A 16,262-nucleotide genomic window follows, 5' to 3' on the forward strand; every position below is an offset into this window, starting at 1 on the left:
ACACGCTATTTCGCCATCCCCAAGCAGCCATAAAAAACGCCCCCCATCTTGCGATGGAGGGCGTTTTACCGTTCCGGCTATTGAGTCAGCTTGACCCAATATTCAGCGATTACAGGGATTCAGCAGTCGCAACCACGTTTTCCACGGTAAAGCCGAATTCCTTGAACAGCAGCTCGGCCGGTGCGGACTCACCGAAGGTGGTCATGCCGATGATCTTGCCGCCGAAACCGACGTACTTGTACCAGTAGTCGGCGATGCCGGCTTCGATGGCCACACGCTTGGTGACGGAGGCCGGCAGGACGGACTCTTTGTACTCGGCAGACTGGGCATCGAACACGTCGGTGGCCGGCATGGAGACCACGCGCACGGCACGGCCCTTGGCAGTCAGCTGCTCATAGGCGGCAACGGCCAGTTCCACTTCGGAACCGGTGGCGATCAGGATCAGCTCAGGCTTGCCAGCGCAATCCTTCAGCACGTAGCCACCCTTGGCGGTATCGGCCAGTTGCTGGGCGCTGCGGTCCATCTGGGCCAGGTTCTGACGAGAGAAGATCAGCGCAGTCGGGCCGTCGGTACGCTCGATGGCGTGCTTCCAGGCGATGGCGGATTCAACCTGGTCACACGGACGCCAGGTGCTCATGTTCGGGGTCAGACGCAGGGAGGCGATCTGCTCGACCGGCTGGTGAGTCGGGCCATCTTCACCCAGACCGATGGAGTCGTGGGTATAAACGAAGATGGCACGCTGCTTCATCAGGGCGGCCATGCGCAGGGCGTTGCGGGCGTATTCCATGAACATCAGGAAGGTGGCGCCGTAGGGGATGAAACCACCGTGCAGGGCGATACCGTTCATGATGGCGGACATGCCGAACTCGCGTACACCATAGTGGATGTAGTTGCCGGAGGCATCGTCGTTGGTCAGGGACTTGGAGCCGGACCACATGGTCAGGTTGGACGGAGCCAGGTCGGCAGAACCGCCCATGAACTCCGGCAGCAGCTTGCCGAAGGCTTCCAGCGAGTTCTGGGAGGCTTTGCGGGTCGCGATCTTGGCCGGGTTGGCTTGCAGGGTTTCGATGATCTTGGCAGATTCAGCGGCCCAGTTGGCCGGCAGCTCGCCAGCGGTACGGCGCTTGAATTCGGCAGCCAGGGTCGGGTGAGCAGCTTCATAGGCGGCGAACTTGGCAGCCCAGTCGGCTTCCAGTTTGGCGCCCTTCTCCTGACCGTTCCACTCGGCAGCGATGTCGGACGGGATAACGAACGGCGCGTGGTCCCACTTCAGGAAGGCACGGGCGGCGGCGATCTCGTCGTTGCCCAGCGGTGAGCCGTGGCAGTCGTGGGAACCGGACTTGTTCGGGGAACCGTAACCGATGATGGTGCGGCAGCAGATCAGGGTCGGCTTGCCGGTCTCGGCCTTGGCGGCTTCGATGGCAGCGTTGATCGCTTCCGGGCTGTGGCCGTCAACGGCGGCAATCACGTGCCAGCCGTAAGCTTCGAAGCGCTTGACGGTGTCGTCGGTGAACCAGCCTTCCACGTGACCGTCGATGGAGATGCCGTTGTCATCCCAGAACGCGATCAATTTGCCCAGTTGCAGGGTACCGGCCAGGGAGCAGGCTTCGTGGGAGATACCTTCCATCAGGCAGCCGTCGCCCATGAAGGCGTAGGTGTAGTGGTCGACGATGTCGTGACCCGGCTGGTTGAACTGCTCGGCCATGGCCTTCTCGGCGATCGCCATGCCGACGGCATTGGTGATGCCCTGACCCAGCGGACCGGTCGTGGTTTCAACGCCCGGCGCGTAACCGTACTCCGGGTGACCCGGGGTGCGAGAGTGCAGCTGGCGGAAGTTTTTCAGATCGTCGATGGAGAGGTCATAACCGGAGAGGTGCAGCAGGGAGTACAGCAGCATGGAGCCGTGGCCGTTGGAGAGAATGAAACGGTCGCGGTCGGCCCACTTGGGGTTGTTCGGGTTATGTTTGAGGTGGCTGCGCCACAACACTTCGGCGATATCCGCCATTCCCATGGGGGCGCCCGGGTGACCGGAGTTGGCTTTTTGAACGGCATCCATACTCAATGCGCGAATGGCATTGGCAAGCTCTTTACGAGAAGGCATCTGTATCTCCTGCGATTGCTTCATTTGATGGCCAAGATTAAGGCGCGTTATTGTCCCAGCAGGGGACGCGGCGTGCAAATATTATCTGGGCGAATAAAGTGGCTTTGGGAGCTCAATCGCTTTTCTTGACGGGGCAAACGATTGAGTCGTAACCGCTTTACACCCCAAATGGGGTAAAGCGCGGATCTTGTTCGGCCGGGGGGCGGTAAAACCAAAATAGTGCTGGCAATCGAGGGGGGCGCTAACTAAAATGGACGTCCAGATGTAGATACCTCTACAATCATCCTATCATCACCCGGTTATTGCTGCGGCGATAACCCCAGACAAGCTGAGAATCCCATCATGGCAAAGCTGTTTACTTCCGAGTCGGTCTCCGAAGGCCATCCCGACAAGATTGCGGACCAGATCTCCGATGCGGTCCTGGACGCCATCCTCAAGCAAGACACCAAGGCCCGTGTCGCCTGCGAGACCCTGGTCAAGACCGGCATGGTCATGGTGGCCGGTGAAGTAACCACCACCGCCTGGGTAGACATCGAGCAGATCGTGCGCGACACCGTGCGCGACATCGGCTACACCCACTCCGACATGGGCTTCGACGCCGACTCCTGCGCCGTGCTGAACGCCATCGGCAAGCAGTCCCCGGACATCAACCAGGGCGTTGATCGCAGCGATCCGCTGGAGCAGGGCGCGGGCGACCAGGGCCTGATGTTCGGCTACGCCACCAACGAAACCGACGTGCTGATGCCAGCCCCCATCACCTACTCTCACCTGCTGGTGAAGCGTCAGGCTGAAGTGCGCAAGAACGGCACCCTGCCGTGGCTGCGTCCGGATGCCAAGAGCCAGCTGACCTTCGCCTACGACGACGCCGGCAAGATCATCGGTGTGGATGCCGTGGTGCTGTCTACCCAGCACGCCGAATCCATCAGCCACAAGGATCTGGTGGAAGCGGTACGCGAAGAGATCATCAAGCCGGTGCTGCCGGCCGAGTGGGTCAACAAGGACACCAAATACTTCATCAACCCGACCGGCCGTTTCGTCATCGGCGGCCCGATGGGTGACTGCGGTCTGACCGGTCGCAAGATCATCGTCGACACCTACGGCGGCATGGCCCGTCACGGTGGTGGCGCCTTCTCCGGCAAGGATCCGTCCAAGGTTGACCGCTCCGCTGCCTACGCCGCCCGCTACGTGGCCAAGAACATCGTCGCCGCCGGTCTGGCCGATCGCTGTGAAATCCAGATCTCCTACGCCATCGGCGTGGCCGAGCCGACCTCCATCAGCGTCGAAACCTTCGGCACTGCCAAGGTCGCCGAGGATCTGCTGGTCAAGCTGGTACGCGAGCACTTCGAACTGCGTCCGTACGGCCTGATCCAGATGCTGGATCTGAAGCGCCCGATCTACCAGGCCACTGCCGCCTACGGTCACTTCGGTCGCAACGAGTTCCCGTGGGAGCAGACCGACAAGGCCGAACTGCTGCGTTCCGCCGCCGGTCTGTAAGCGTCACGCTTGTGGTATAAAGGGGAGCCTGGCTCCCCTTTTGCTTGTCCGCCATTTGCCGAGAACCCGATGTCCGTCACCGCTACCCGCCTCGATCTCGCCCTGCACCAGCAGTTGCTCGCCCGTGTCGACGCCTGTTTTGTGCAGGCCGAAGCACGCCTTGGCCGCCCCTTTCCCCGCCCGCAAGTCCATTGCAACATGCGCGGTCGGGCGGCAGGGTCGGCGCGGCTGCAAACCTGGGAGCTGCGCTTCAACCCGGCACTCTATCAGGCCAACCAGCAGGCGTTTCTGGCCGAGGTGGTGCCCCACGAGGTGGCCCACCTGCTGGTCTATGCGCTGTGGGGCGAAGGCCGTGGCAGATCGCGGGTGCTGCCCCACGGCCGCCAGTGGCAATCGGTGATGCGGGAGGTGTTCGGCCTTGAGCCCAGAACTACCCACAGCTTCGATCTGGCGGTATTGGCCCAGCGCACCATCCCCTATCGCTGCCTCTGCCAGCAGCATCAGCTGTCGGTACGCCGCCACAACAAGGTGGTGCGCGGCGAAGCCCGCTATCACTGCCGCCGCTGCAAGCAGCCGCTGGAACGAGTTGGCTCGTCGCAGTAAGCCAGCCGGTGTCGCGTCCCTGTGCTAGGGTGCCTCTCTGCTTTTTTCCGCCAACAATCTCATTTGCCAAGGATCACCATGTTTCGTCCCCTGCTCTCTCTCGTCCTGACCCTGCTGGTCAGTCTGCCCCTGCATGCCCAGACTTTTCGCGCCGCCAAACAGGATCTGAACCGCCTCTATCAGGATCACCCGGTCACCTTCTATTGCGGCTGCAAGATTGACTATCAGGGCAAGAAAATGAGCCCGGATCTGGCCAGTTGCGGCTATGAGCCGCGCAAGCAGCCCAAGCGCGCCGCCCGCATCGAGTGGGAGCACGTGGTGCCGGCCTGGGAGTTCGGCCACCAGCTGCAGTGCTGGCAGCAGGGCGGTCGCAAGAATTGCGGCAAGAGCGACGAGTTCAACCAGATGGAGGGGGACATGCACAACCTCTTCCCCGCCATCGGCGAGGTGAACGGTGATCGGGCCAACTTCCGCTTCTCCGACTGGAATGGCACCCCGGATCAGTACGGCCAGTGCCGGATGCTGGTGGACTTCAAAAATCGCCAGGTGCAGCCGCCCAAGGGGCCGGTACGCGGCCAGATCGCCCGCGCCTACCTCTACATGAGCCAGCAGTATGGGCTGCGTCTCGCGGCGCAACAGCGTAAACTGTTCGAAGCCTGGGACAGGCAGTACCCGGCCGACGGCTGGGAGTGCGAGCGCAACCGCCGCATCGGCAAGCTGCAGGGCAATACCAACCCCTTTATTGAAAAGCAGTGCCGATAACCCCATCTATGGACACAAGGGATTTAAACTCCCTCTTCTTGAACCAGAGACTGACACTGAGCCATGCGCATTCCACGTATCTATGAACCGGCCGCCCTGCAGGTGGGCCAGACCCTCGCCCTGTCGGAAGACGGTGCCAACCACATCGGCCGGGTGCTGCGCATGCAGCCGGGTCAGCAGCTCGAGCTGTTCAACGGCGACGGCAACCAGTACCCCGCCACCATCGCCAATGTGGGCAAGAAGTCGGTGGAAGTGACCATCGACAGTTGCGACACCCGCTCGGTGGAATCCCCGCTGGCTATCCACCTCGGTCAGGTGATCAGCCGCGGCGACAAGATGGACTTCACCATCCAGAAATCGGTGGAGCTGGGCGTCACTTGCATCACCCCGCTCTTCTCCGAGCGCTGCGGCGTCAAGCTGCCGGCCGATCGGCTGGAGAAAAAACGCGAGCAGTGGCAGAAGGTGGTGATCAGCGCCTGCGAGCAGTGCGGCCGCAATACCGTGCCCGAGGTGCGCATGCCGATGGAGCTCGACGCCTGGCTGGCGGAAGAGACTCAGGAGCTCAAGCTCAACCTGCACCCGCGCGCGCCCTACAGCATCAACACCCTGCCCATCCCTGAGCACGGCGTGCGCCTGCTGATCGGCCCGGAAGGGGCTTGTCGAGCGACGAGATCGCCCGTACCGTGCAGGAAGATTTCAAAGAGATGCTGCTGGGGCCGCGGGTGCTGCGCACCGAAACCGCCGCCCTGACGGCGATTACTGCGCTGCAGTGCCGCTTCGGTGATCTCGCTTGATACCATAGACCGCATCGAGCAGCCCCATGGCAACCTCGATGCAGCCTCAAGCGGCTGATTACGCTGCGCTAATCGACCCTACAACCCTATCGAGCCATTAAGAAGGAACAGCGGATGACCATTAAACTCGGCATCGTGATGGACCCCATCTCGGCCATCAACATCAAGAAGGACTCCAGCTTCGCCATGCTCGAAGAGGCGCAAAAGCGCGGCTACGAGCTGTTCTATCTGGAGATGAAAGACCTCTACATGGAGGCCGGTCGCGCCTTCGGTACCATGCGCCCGCTCACCGTCAAATATGACTATGCCGACTGGTACAGCCTGGGCGAGGTGGTGGATCAGCCGCTCTCCAGCCTGGACGTGATCCTGATGCGCAAGGATCCCCCTTCGACACCGAGTTCATCTACGCCACCTACATGCTGGAGCGGGCCGAGGATGAAGGCTGCCTCATCGTCAACAAGCCGCAGAGCCTGCGCGACGCCAACGAGAAGCTCTACACCGCCTGGTTTGCCGAGCACACCCCGACCACGCTCGTCACTCGCCGTGCCGACAAGCTGCGCGCCTTCCACGCGAAGCACAAGGACGTGATCCTCAAGCCGCTGGACGGCATGGGCGGCGCCTCCATCTTCCGCATGAAGGAAGATGACGCCAACGTCGGCGTCATCATCGAGACCCTCACCGAGCACGGCAGCCAGTACTGCATGGCGCAGACCTATCTGCCCGCCATCAAGGATGGCGACAAGCGGGTGCTGGTGGTGGACGGTGAGCCGGTGCCCTACTGCCTGGCCCGCATCCCGGCGCAAGGGGAGACCCGTGGCAACCTGGCGGCCGGCGGCCGTGGCGAGGCACGCCCCCTGAGCGAAGTCGACTGGGCCATCGCCCGCGCGGTGGGTCCGACGCTGAAAGAGAAGGGGCTCATCTTCGTCGGCCTCGACATCATCGGCGATCGGCTGACCGAGATTAACGTCACCAGCCCGACCTGCATCCGCGAGATTGAAGCGGCCTTCGACGTGCACATCACCGGCATGTTGATGGATGCCATCGAGCGTCGGCTGGCCAAGGCCTGAGCCAGCCACAGTTAAATTGCTGCCCGCTCTAGTGAGCGAACGGTAATAAAAAGAGGCGGCCCCGGGCCGCCTCTTTTCCATCCTGCCTTTGCTCTTTCCTGCCTCTTCCCGTCAGCAGCGGAACTGCCCCACCTTCACCTTGAGTTCGCAGGATAGCTGTTCCAGCTCGTGGCAACTCTGGTTCAACTGGGAGGCGGCCTGTGTCGATTCGCTGGCGATGTGGGCGATATTGACCACGTTGCGGCTGATGTCCTCGGCCACCTTGCTCTGCTCCTCCGCCGCCGTGGCGATGTGGGTATTCATCTCGTTGATCACGTTGACCGAACTGACTATCTCACCGAGCGCCTGACCGCAGGCCAGCACGGTGCGGTTGGACTGCTCCACCTGATCCAGTCCCAGCTCCATGCTGGACGCCGCCTGGGTGGCCCCCTGCTGCAACTTGACGATGGTCTTGCCGATCTCCTCGGTGGAGCGCTGGGTACGCTGGGCCAGGGTGCGCACCTCGTCGGCCACCACCGCAAACCCCCGCCCCTGATCACCGGCCCGCGCCGCCTCGATGGCGGCATTGAGCGCCAGCAGGTTGGTCTGCTCGGCGATGCCGCGAATGGCATCCATCACGCTGCTGATATTGCGGCTGTCATCGGCCAGCTGGGTGATCATGGCGGCGGTGTTTTGGATCTGGGACGACAACCCGGACATGCACTGGATGGCGTCCGCCACTATCTGGTGACCGTACCGGGCACTCCCGTCGGCATGGTGCGCCGCATCGGCAGCGTTGTTGGAGCTGTTGGCCACTTCTGCCACGGTCGCGCTCATCTGGTTCATGGCCGTCGCGGTCTGATCGGTCTCGGCCTGCTGCTGGGCGAAGCGCTGGCGGCTCTCGACGCCGATATGGGCCAGCTGGGCCGACTCCCTGGCAAGCTGCTCCGCCATGCCGTTGATCTGGGTGATGAGCTCGCGAAAATGGCAGATCACGTCGTTGAGGGAGTGGGCCAGCCCGCCCATCTCGTCCTTGCGCAGCACCGGTGCCAGCTTGCTCAGATCGAGATCCGTCTGCATGCCGCGCAAGATCCCGCCCATGGCAGCCAGGGGCTGGCTGACGCTGCGCCCGGCCCACACCCCGAAGAACAGGATGCAGGCGCCGCCGACCACCAGCAGCAAGACAAACAACCGGTTGAGCTGCACCCTGAGCCCGTTGAGCTCGGTCATGCTCTTCTCGGCCTCCTTCAGCTGATACTCCACCAGGGCGCTGATCCCGTCGCTGACCGGGTCGATCACCCGATAGAGCGGCATGATATGGGCGGCCAGCTGACCCTGATTGCTCCCCTGCATGTCCGCCAGGATCTGCATCACCGCCTCAATTTCCTGGTCTGCCGCCGCAAACAGCCCCTGCATCTGGTCGGCTTCCCGCTGCTCCGCCTGGCTCATCGGCTGGCTGCGGTAGCCCTGCCAGATGCGCTTGATCTCCTGCTGGGCGGCGCTCATGTCCGCACGCGATCTGGCGGGGTCAAAGCCCCCCACATTGGCCTTGTTGGCCGCATCGATCACCTTGACCGCGTAGAGATCGGCGATCTGCTTGAGTTCCTTGAGCTGCACCACCTCCCCCTGATACATGCTGTTCATGCCAGCCATCAGCTGGGACATCGCCTGGACAGCCCCGATCACCAGCAGCACCAGTGCCAGCAGGGGTACCACACAGCCCAGGATCAACTTCTGTCTGATCGAAATACCTTCCATGGTGTTATCTCCATCCTGACTCTGGCGGGGAACCGGCCCGCAAGCGGTAAAAAGCGGTTTTGCCCGCCTCGGCGAACTGCCATAATTGACCCAAATACCTTTGCAATATTTGGCCCATATGCAAACACTGCAAAATCACTTCCTGCTCGCCATGCCGAGCCTCTCCGATCCCTATTTCGAGCGTTCGCTGGTCTACCTGTGCGAACACAGCGAAGAGGGTGCCATGGGGCTGGTGGTCAACATCCCGGTGGACATGTCGCTGGATGCCATGCTGACCCAGCTCAAACTGGCGCCGCCCCCCAGCCCCGAGCTCAAGCAGCCGGTGCTGCAGGGAGGGCCGGTGCACGCCGACCGCGGCTTCGTGCTGCACAGCTTCCGACCCGGCTTCAACTCCACCCTGCAGGTGGGGGATGAGCTCATGGTCACCACTTCCAAGGATATATTGGAAACCCTGGGCACCGAGGAGGCCCCCGCCCACTGGCTGGTGGCGCTCGGGTATGCCGGCTGGAGCGCCGGCCAGCTGGAACAGGAGCTGGTCGACGGTGCCTGGCTGGTGATACCGCCCAATCCGGATCTGGTGTTCAAGACCCCGATCCATCAGCGCTGGCAGCAGGCCGCCGCCAGCATAGGGGTCAATCCCATCCATCTATCCAGCGACATCGGCCACAGCTGATGCCGTTTGCCACGCATTTCGCGAGGCATTTTGAGGAATCAATGCAATGTCATCACGCAGTATCATGGGCTTTGACTACGGCACCAAAAGCATAGGGGTGGCCATCGGTCAGGAGCTTACCGGCACGGCCCAGCCCCTGCGCGCCATCAAGGCCAACGACGGCATCCCCAACTGGGATGACATCGACAAGCTGCTCAAGGAGTGGCAACCGGACCTGCTGGTTGTCGGCCTGCCGCTCAACATGGACGGCACCGAGCAGGAGATCACGGTGCGGGCCCGCAAATTCGGCAACCGGCTGCACGGCCGCTTCGGCAAGCAGGTGGAGTTCAAGGACGAGCGGCTCACCACCACGGATGCGCGGGCACGTCTGTTCGAGCGGGGAGGCTATCGGGCGCTGGAGAAAGGCAGCGTGGACGGAGTCTCCGCCCAGCTCATTCTGGAAGCCTGGATGGAAGAGCAGTACGGTTGACCGACGGGGAAGAGGCAGGTCAATCCTGCCCCTCCCCATGCCTGCATCAGGCCTTGGCCTGTTGCGCGAGCAGATCCCCCCTTCTTCACCCTGACCGGCATGCATCATGCGGTTGAGCCAGGGCACCATCAGCGCCATCACCACCGCCACCAGCAGCGTCACCAGCCCAATCTTGCCAAACACGTCCGTGTAGATGGGCAGGGTCTGCAGCGGATCGGTGACCCCTTGCGGCACGGCGGTAAAGGTCGCCACATATCCCCCCAGCAAAGAGGCCATCGCCTGGGTCAGGAACCACATCCCGAGGATGAACCCCATCAGCCGCTGCGGCACCAATGCCGCCACCATCGCCAGCCCTAAGGCGCTGATCATCAGCTCTCCCAGACTCTGGAACAGATAAATGAGCACCATGAACCAGGGTGAGGTGAGCCCCTGTGCATCGGCAAACCAGATGCCGGACGCCGCCGCAGTGAGAAAGCCGAGGGAGCAGAACAGCATGCCCAGGGTGAACTTGAGGGGCATGGTGAGATCCCGCCCCTTGCTGCCCAGCCGGGTATAGATCATCGCCAGCACCGGGCTGCCCACCACCACCCAGAAGGGGTTGAGCGCCTGGAAGCTGATGGGGTTGACGCTCATCCCCAGCATCTCGTGATGCATGTTGTTGATGGCAAAGAAGTTGAGCGAGGTCGGCATCTGGGCGTAGAGCACGTAGAACACCACGGCTTCCAGCATCAGCACGAAGGCCACGTACATCTTGTTGCGGGCCACCGCATCGAGCTTGAAGGCTTCGCGAAAGAAGAAGATCACCACGGCCAGGGTCACCGTCATCAGCACCATGTTGGCGATCACCACGTGGTGCATCAGCCAGGCGCAGAAGAAGACCAGCGCCACCGACCCCAGCAAGACCAGCAGCAGCTTGCCGTAATCGAGCGGCAGATGGTCGGGCTCGGAGCCGATGTCCTTGACCATGTGACGACAGGCGAAGAAGGTCAGCAGCGCGATGACCAGGCCCACCCCGCACAGGTTGTAGGTCACCGTATAGCCATAGTGATCCGCGATGACCGGCGCCAGCGACAGCGAGATGAGCGAGCCGATGTTGATCGACATGTAGAACAGGGTGAAGGCCCCATCCAGCCGGGGATCACCGCGCTCATAGCACTTGGCGAGCAGGCTGGCGGGGTTGGCCTTGAACAGGCAGTTGCCGACCGCGATGGTGCCCAGTGCATAGAAGATGAGGTCGGGATTGTAGATGGACATGCCGGTCATGAAATAGCCGATGACCAGCACTATGGCCCCCAGCACCATGGTGCGCTTGGTGCCCAGCACATGGTCACCCACATAGCCGCCCACCGAGATGAGGCCATATACCAGCGCCGAGAAGGCACCGAAGGTGATGAACGACTGCTCCTGTGAAAATCCCAGTTGCTGGACGAAGAACACCGCCAGGATCCCCTGGACGCCGTAATAACCGAAGCGCTCCCAGAGTTCGACGAAGAAGATCATGAAAAAGGGTTTGGGCTGTTGCAACAACCCGGTCGGGGCCGATGGACGCATGCTAACCTACCTGTCTGTATGTATTTTGTTATTTATCAAGGGCCCGCAGCCTACCCGGCCTGGGTCACAAACTTGTTGCTGTGGATCGAGCGACGTGAACAAGGTGCATGTTGCGCCAGGGTGGACAACCAGCTTCAACACAGTCCATCTCTCCGGCCAGGTCATCGGCGCCGCCATGACTGCCTGCCTGATCGTCGGCGGGCAGACACACAACCGGGCATCGAACGGACCTTTCTTTCCTGTCGCGACACGCTTTCATCAAAATGGCCCGGCATTTTCGCTTTAAATTAAAAAGCCGAGCTACCGTCACTATTTATGATAATCCACCGCAATTTAAGCAAATTAACCACAGATCACACTTGTAACTATGGTTTATGTGACATTTTCTAATGCGCGGGAATAAGTTTTTCTCGTGAAAAGAGGTTCACTCGAGACGTGCATTCGCTGCCGTTGTGTGCATGAGGTGTCTTCAGATGGCTCACGGCATGGGCGTGTGAGCCTTGCTATGGCGCCTGGGGGAAAACCGTGTGGCGTCCGAGACGCCGCCAGGTTCAGGGCGCCAGGGGGCTCGATTCCCGGTGGTAGAGCCGCCGGATCTCGTTGAGCAGCCACATCACCTTGGCATCCTGGTTGTGGCGCTTGTGCCAGAGCAGGATGAAGGTCAACTCCAGTTGCTGATAGAGCGCCTCTGGCAGAGGGAGCGGCATGGTCATCAGATTGGGGTGATATTTGGCCGCATAACCGGCGCAATAGGAGGGAGCCACGGCGATCAGGTCATTGTCGGCCTGGGAGGCAATGTGCAGGGATTGCTCGAAGCTGGAGACCATCACCGGCACTCGGCGTGCCAGCCCCTCGTCTTCCAGCAGCAGATCCAGCCCCCAGGTCTCCAGTACCTCCAGCACCACGCTGCTGTGAGGGCAATCCAGAAAGTGCTCCAGTGACCACTCCTGCTGCAACAGCGGGTGATCCTTGCGCAGGAAAACCACGGGCCTGTCGCAGAACAGCACCTCATGGTCGATGTAATAAGGCAGATTGCGAAGTTTGAGCTGGGAGCGGCTGTAGCTCTCCCGCACGCAGACGCCGAGATCCGCATCGCCGTTGACGATGTCATCCAGCGAGTTGCGATTCCAGCCCAGCATCTTGACCACGGAGTTGGGATAGGTCCCATGAATGGTCATGGGCAGATCGCTCAACAGGCTGTTGTAGAAGGGGGACTGCATCACCAGATTGAAGCGGGCGCCATCGGGGATCGCTTCGCTGTTGAGGGCGGCGATCCGCTCCGTGAGCTGGAACCAGACCGTCAGCTCCTCTTCCAGGGTCAACGCCAGGTTGGTGGGCTGCAACCCCTTGCGCCCACGCACGAACAGCGGGTCGGCAAACCACTCCCGCAGCTTGGCGAGCGCCTTGCTCACCGTGGAAGGCGTCACACTGAGCTGTTTGGCCGTGCCCGCCACGCTGCGCTCCGCCATCAGGTATTTGAACACCACCAGCAGATTCAAGTCGAGCTCACTCAGTGTTCGCATGCTTCCCCTCCTCAAGGCCTCCTGTCACTGCACCGCTCATCCGGGCTGCGTGCGCCGCGCCGCAGCTTGCGGCGCACCAAATATGCCGGAGGCTCCCTTCACAGGGTACATGGCCGATCATCGCGATGCGATAGCGCCCACCTCCAACCCTCAACAATCGGCAGTTTTACGCCCAGTCAGCGCGGATTGACCAGCCATACCAGGCCATCCAGCTCGGGAAAGCCCACCACCAGCAGCCGGGAGCCATGGTCACTTTTGAAAGTGGCGACATAACCGAGGGCACTCTCTTTAGCCTTGGCCAGCGCGGCGTTATGGTGATAATCCACGGCCGTCCAATCCGCCCCCTTGGCGGAATCAAATCGGCACCGCTCAAAACCGGTAAACTGCAGACGATCGAAGCGAGTATGGCCGGATGAGATCCCCTCCCCCGTCAGCGTGCATCCGGCGGCCAGCAGCTCCATCGTGATGGTCACCTTGTCGCCATTGCGCGTGCTCTCCACATTACCCAGCAACTCGGTGCCATATCCGTTGTTTGCATGCCAGCTGCCCGTATTGCCCCCCCGGGTCTTGAGCTCGGTCAGCGCGACCTTGCCCGACCAGGCGGGATAGCTATCGGTCCCGGTTGCGGCGAGATTGAGCTCGATATTGCTGGCCACCCCGACCACCGGATGTTCAGTGACAATCTGTGGTTGCGCATGCACGGTACGCTCGTAAACGACATCGGCCTGCCGGATAGCCTGGGCTGCCGCAATGCCATTGTCTCTCTCCAGGTAACTCGTACGATGAAGCCGAGCGCTGGCCGGCTTGCTGGTCGTTGTCTCATCCCCGTCGTTCAACCACCACCAACTGGCGACCACGCCGTTATTGGCCCAGGCACTCCAGCGCGGGTAAGTCCCGCCATCTCGTTTTTCATACTGCAAGGCATAACCGCTCGGACCGGCCTTACCATCGGCGCTCATGTAATTCGCCTGATAGAGCACGGCGTTGGGCACAGTCACATGTTCCACCTCGAATGATTTGCCCGGCGGTACCGAATTGGCTGGATCAGCCCCTTTATCGTCACTCCCGCCGCATCCATAAAGTGAACCGGCACAGATGCCGGCCAGCAGCAGACCGTTGATCTTCTTCACAAGCCTTTCTCCTTTTTTGTTATATCGTCATCACGCGGCGCAATAGATCCTGGCCGATCGTGGAGTATAAAAACCGTAAGTAATGCCACTGAGCATGGAATCCAGAAAGCTAACGTTTGTCTCAATGCTGATGATATTTTCGACACCATGACAAATAGCTGCCGCATCCACTTTTTCATTCAAGCCAAGGTCGATATCGGAAAAGAAAAAGTGGCTGGTTATCTCGGTGGAATTGACCGGCCTGGCAGCGCCAAGCTCGAACCGCTGCGAGGCATTCACATCAATGACCTGCTTGGCACAGCCACCACTCAGGAGCGCCAGAAACAGGACAACGGAATATTTGCCAACAAACATTCATACAACCTTTCATGTGAGGTCAGGAGGAGATACCAAGCTTTACAGATAGATACCCGGTGACAGGTACACCAATAGATGCGATAGCATCGCACAATACAATCAAGTTAATTATCAAATAGCTGTTTTTCAGATACAGACGACACTGGCCATCAGCATGCTGTCGGCATGTGACCATTATTAAAAAAGAGATGTAAGAGAATAGCGGTTCAGCCTGTATGCCGGTATATATCCACACGCGGCAAAATATATTTTTATGATGGCGACAAGTATGTCGTTGTGCCCTGTCGCCGTCTATAACAAAAAGAGAAGTCAAAACATTCCATTTCAGACATGATGTTGCACGTTTGTGTGACAAATACTGCGGCGACAGCCACCACCAGATCACTGGCTGCGAGGTGGCATCTTTATATTTATTGAATAGGCGAATCGTCACATTGCTTCATTTGGAACATATTCTTGCATGCCATTTATCAGACTGCGTGAATATGTTGATGCACCATATTGTTGCGCAACAAATATCGCACCGAATGGCGCAACAATAAAATCGGGCTCATCTCGTGATGGAAATGCGCTTCAAGGAGGGCGGGCAAACCGGAAAAGCAGGTTCAAGGTGCCCCGACAGGGTGCGGCCATAAGGCAACAACGCCGGGACCCGCCCGGCGTTGTTCAGTATCCATCCCCAGCACCAATCGAACCGGTTGCCCTTCACAGCCCCAGCTCAGGGCGCCAGCTGGCTCAAAATGGCATGGGCCGCGCTGACTCTGGCCTCGATGGGGTAGTTGCGATTGGCCAGCATGACGATGCCAATCCCTTTGGCGGGCACGAAGGCCACGTAGGCACCAAAGCCACCGGTCGAACCGGTCTTGTTGTAGAGGCGCATAGCCCCGGGCGCTACTGGCGCATCGAACTGCGCGATCGGATTGGCCTTGAGGCTCACCGCCGGGGAGTTGCCCGCCAGCAGCGTCTGCTCGCTGACCGGGTAGGCGTAGCTCTCCCAGCCCAGCCCCTGGGTCATCTCCCCTACCCGGTAAAGACCGGTGTGGGTCAGGGCGATCGCCTGTTGCAACGCCTTGTCATCCACCCCGCTGATGTTGGCCTTCACGAAGGCGAGCAGATCCGCCGAGCCGGTCTTGATGCCGTAGGCCTCGTCCGCCAGCATGCCAGGGTTGACCCTGATGGGCTTGTCCTCTTTCGAGTAGCCGAAGGCGTAGCGAGCCATGGCGGCCTCGGGCACCTGCAGATAGGTGTGCTCCAACCCGAGTGTTGGCAGCAGGGTCTGCTCCATCAACTGGGCAAACGGCTGCTGCAGGCTGCTCGCCGCCAGATGGCCGAACAGGCCGATGCTGGGATTGGAGTACTGACGATGGCTGCCCGGCTGATAGGCCGGGGTCCAGTGCCGGTAATAGGCCCGCATGGTATCGCTCGAATCAACCTCGTCGGGGAATTGCAGCGGCAACCCCCCGCCGCTGTAGGTGGCAAGTTCCGCCATGGTGATGCCATCGAAGGCGGAGCCCTTGAGCCAGGGCGCGTGCCCGCTCACCTGGTCATCGAGCTTGAAGCCCCCCTTGACCACGGCGTAGGCGCCAAGAGTGGCGGTATAGGTCTTGCTGACCGAGCCAATCTCGAACAGGGTCTGCTCATTGACCTTGGTCCCGGTCGCCACATCGGCCAGCCCGTAGTTGAAGTAGTGGGCCTGCCCCCCTTTCAGCACGGCGACCGCCATGCCAGGGATCCTGTGCTGCTTGAGCACGGGACGGATGGCGTCATCCACCACAGCCTTCAGCGGATCGACGGGGGCCGCCAGGGAGAGCGGGGCAAGCAGCAGGGTGCCGAGGGCCAGCAGTGGCAGGGCTCTGGTCTGTTTCATAGCAAGAATCTCAGTATGTTCAGGAGCTGCCAGCCTAACCGGCCAACGTGTGCCAAGCATGAACCGGGGTGAAGTCTGTGTGAAGTCGCCCACCAAATCATCCAGATTCAATGGGTTATCCATGACTTGTCCTC

The 16,262-nt window shown here is 60.7% G+C and carries 12 protein-coding genes and 3 pseudogenes; 8 read left to right on the forward strand and 7 right to left on the reverse strand.

All coding sequences use genetic code 11. The annotated features are described in order from the left end of the window. Nucleotides 1–109: 109 nt before the first annotated feature. Nucleotides 110–2,101, reverse strand: a complete 1,992-nt coding sequence (tkt, locus tag E5E97_RS21020; RefSeq protein WP_016351585.1) for a transketolase — start codon at nt 2,099–2,101, stop codon at nt 110–112. A gap of 342 nt (nt 2,102–2,443) precedes the next feature. On the opposite strand from tkt, the gene metK reads away from it, so the two are divergent. The 5 genes and pseudogenes from metK (at nt 2,444) to gshB (ending at nt 6,821) form a co-directional block, all read left to right on the forward strand. Beyond that, entirely contained in the window at nt 2,444–3,595 is a 1,152-nt protein-coding gene (gene metK, locus E5E97_RS21025) for a methionine adenosyltransferase (RefSeq protein ID WP_011706910.1), read from the forward strand. Between the two features lie 69 nt (nt 3,596–3,664). Continuing rightward, nucleotides 3,665–4,198 (forward strand): SprT family zinc-dependent metalloprotease, encoded by a 534-nt coding sequence (locus E5E97_RS21030; RefSeq protein ID WP_171280997.1) that lies wholly within the window; start codon nt 3,665–3,667, stop codon nt 4,196–4,198. A gap of 78 nt (nt 4,199–4,276) precedes the next feature. Beyond that, on the forward strand, nt 4,277–4,960 hold the full coding sequence (locus tag E5E97_RS21035) for an endonuclease (protein ID WP_139707011.1): 684 nt from the start codon (nt 4,277–4,279) through the stop codon (nt 4,958–4,960). A 63-nt stretch (nt 4,961–5,023) separates the two neighbouring features. Next, nucleotides 5,024–5,754: pseudogene (gene rsmE, locus E5E97_RS21040) on the forward strand (16S rRNA (uracil(1498)-N(3))-methyltransferase). A 114-nt stretch (nt 5,755–5,868) separates the two neighbouring features. Next, nucleotides 5,869–6,821: pseudogene (gshB, locus tag E5E97_RS21045) on the forward strand (glutathione synthase). A 111-nt stretch (nt 6,822–6,932) separates the two neighbouring features. On the opposite strand, the gene E5E97_RS21050 reads toward gshB, so the two are convergent. Continuing rightward, entirely contained in the window at nt 6,933–8,558 is a 1,626-nt protein-coding gene (locus tag E5E97_RS21050; protein WP_171280998.1) for a methyl-accepting chemotaxis protein, read from the reverse strand. A 118-nt stretch (nt 8,559–8,676) separates the two neighbouring features. On the opposite strand from E5E97_RS21050, the gene E5E97_RS21055 reads away from it, so the two are divergent. Together E5E97_RS21055 and ruvX are read left to right on the forward strand one after the other, a co-directional pair. Then, nucleotides 8,677–9,231 carry a YqgE/AlgH family protein gene (locus tag E5E97_RS21055; RefSeq protein WP_016351591.1) on the forward strand — a complete coding sequence of 185 codons (555 nt, stop codon included), beginning with the start codon at nt 8,677–8,679 and terminating at the stop codon, nt 9,229–9,231. Between the two features lie 46 nt (nt 9,232–9,277). After that, a complete protein-coding gene (gene ruvX / locus E5E97_RS21060; protein ID WP_011706917.1) occupies nt 9,278–9,700 on the forward strand; it encodes a Holliday junction resolvase RuvX in 423 nt (140 codons plus the stop codon). A gap of 46 nt (nt 9,701–9,746) precedes the next feature. Here ruvX and dtpB read toward each other — a convergent pair. Beyond that, a pseudogene (gene dtpB / locus E5E97_RS21065) lies at nt 9,747–11,251 on the reverse strand (dipeptide/tripeptide permease DtpB). Nucleotides 11,252–11,345: 94 nt separating this feature from the next. Here dtpB and E5E97_RS21070 point away from each other — a divergent pair. Beyond that, nucleotides 11,346–11,537 carry a hypothetical protein gene (locus tag E5E97_RS21070; protein ID WP_171280999.1) on the forward strand — a complete coding sequence of 64 codons (192 nt, stop codon included), beginning with the start codon at nt 11,346–11,348 and terminating at the stop codon, nt 11,535–11,537. 265 nt (nt 11,538–11,802) lie between these two features. Here the strand turns inward: E5E97_RS21070 and yidZ are convergent, their stop codons facing one another. The 4 genes from yidZ to ampC all read right to left on the reverse strand — a co-directional run bounded on the left by yidZ (nt 11,803) and on the right by ampC (nt 16,128). Beyond that, nucleotides 11,803–12,774 (reverse strand): HTH-type transcriptional regulator YidZ, encoded by a 972-nt coding sequence (gene yidZ / locus E5E97_RS21075; RefSeq protein WP_044800523.1) that lies wholly within the window; start codon nt 12,772–12,774, stop codon nt 11,803–11,805. 176 nt (nt 12,775–12,950) lie between these two features. After that, the gene (locus E5E97_RS21080; protein ID WP_171281000.1) at nt 12,951–13,904 is read right to left on the reverse strand and encodes a hypothetical protein; all 954 of its coding nucleotides are present in this window, start codon (nt 13,902–13,904) and stop codon (nt 12,951–12,953) included. 30 nt (nt 13,905–13,934) lie between these two features. Beyond that, complete coding sequence (locus tag E5E97_RS21085) at nt 13,935–14,258, reverse strand: Bor family protein (protein ID WP_102988206.1); 324 nt, start codon at nt 14,256–14,258, stop codon at nt 13,935–13,937. A gap of 721 nt (nt 14,259–14,979) precedes the next feature. Next, nucleotides 14,980–16,128 (reverse strand): FOX/MOX family class C beta-lactamase, encoded by a 1,149-nt coding sequence (gene ampC / locus E5E97_RS21090; protein ID WP_171281001.1) that lies wholly within the window; start codon nt 16,126–16,128, stop codon nt 14,980–14,982. Between the last annotated feature and the right edge of the window lie 134 nt (nt 16,129–16,262).

Source organism: Aeromonas sp. 2692-1 (assembly GCF_013085505.1).
Lineage (GTDB): Bacteria > Pseudomonadota > Gammaproteobacteria > Enterobacterales > Aeromonadaceae > Aeromonas > Aeromonas hydrophila.

Bases quoted from the DNA above. Each gene is read 5' to 3' on its own strand.
- E5E97_RS21035 (WP_139707011.1), top strand. From the start codon at position 4,277: ATGTTTCGTCCCCTGCTCTCTCTCGTCCTGACCCTGCTGGTCAGTCTG.
- E5E97_RS21050 (WP_171280998.1), bottom strand. From the start codon at position 8,558: ATGGAAGGTATTTCGATCAGACAGAAGTTGATCCTGGGCTGTGTGGTA.
- metK (WP_011706910.1), top strand. From the start codon at position 2,444: ATGGCAAAGCTGTTTACTTCCGAGTCGGTCTCCGAAGGCCATCCCGAC.
- E5E97_RS21030 (WP_171280997.1), top strand. From the start codon at position 3,665: ATGTCCGTCACCGCTACCCGCCTCGATCTCGCCCTGCACCAGCAGTTG.
- yidZ (WP_044800523.1), bottom strand. From the start codon at position 12,774: ATGCGAACACTGAGTGAGCTCGACTTGAATCTGCTGGTGGTGTTCAAA.
- E5E97_RS21055 (WP_016351591.1), top strand. From the start codon at position 8,677: ATGCAAACACTGCAAAATCACTTCCTGCTCGCCATGCCGAGCCTCTCC.
- tkt (WP_016351585.1), bottom strand. From the start codon at position 2,101: ATGCCTTCTCGTAAAGAGCTTGCCAATGCCATTCGCGCATTGAGTATG.
- ruvX (WP_011706917.1), top strand. From the start codon at position 9,278: ATGTCATCACGCAGTATCATGGGCTTTGACTACGGCACCAAAAGCATA.
- E5E97_RS21085 (WP_102988206.1), bottom strand. From the start codon at position 14,258: ATGTTTGTTGGCAAATATTCCGTTGTCCTGTTTCTGGCGCTCCTGAGT.
- ampC (WP_171281001.1), bottom strand. From the start codon at position 16,128: ATGAAACAGACCAGAGCCCTGCCACTGCTGGCCCTCGGCACCCTGCTG.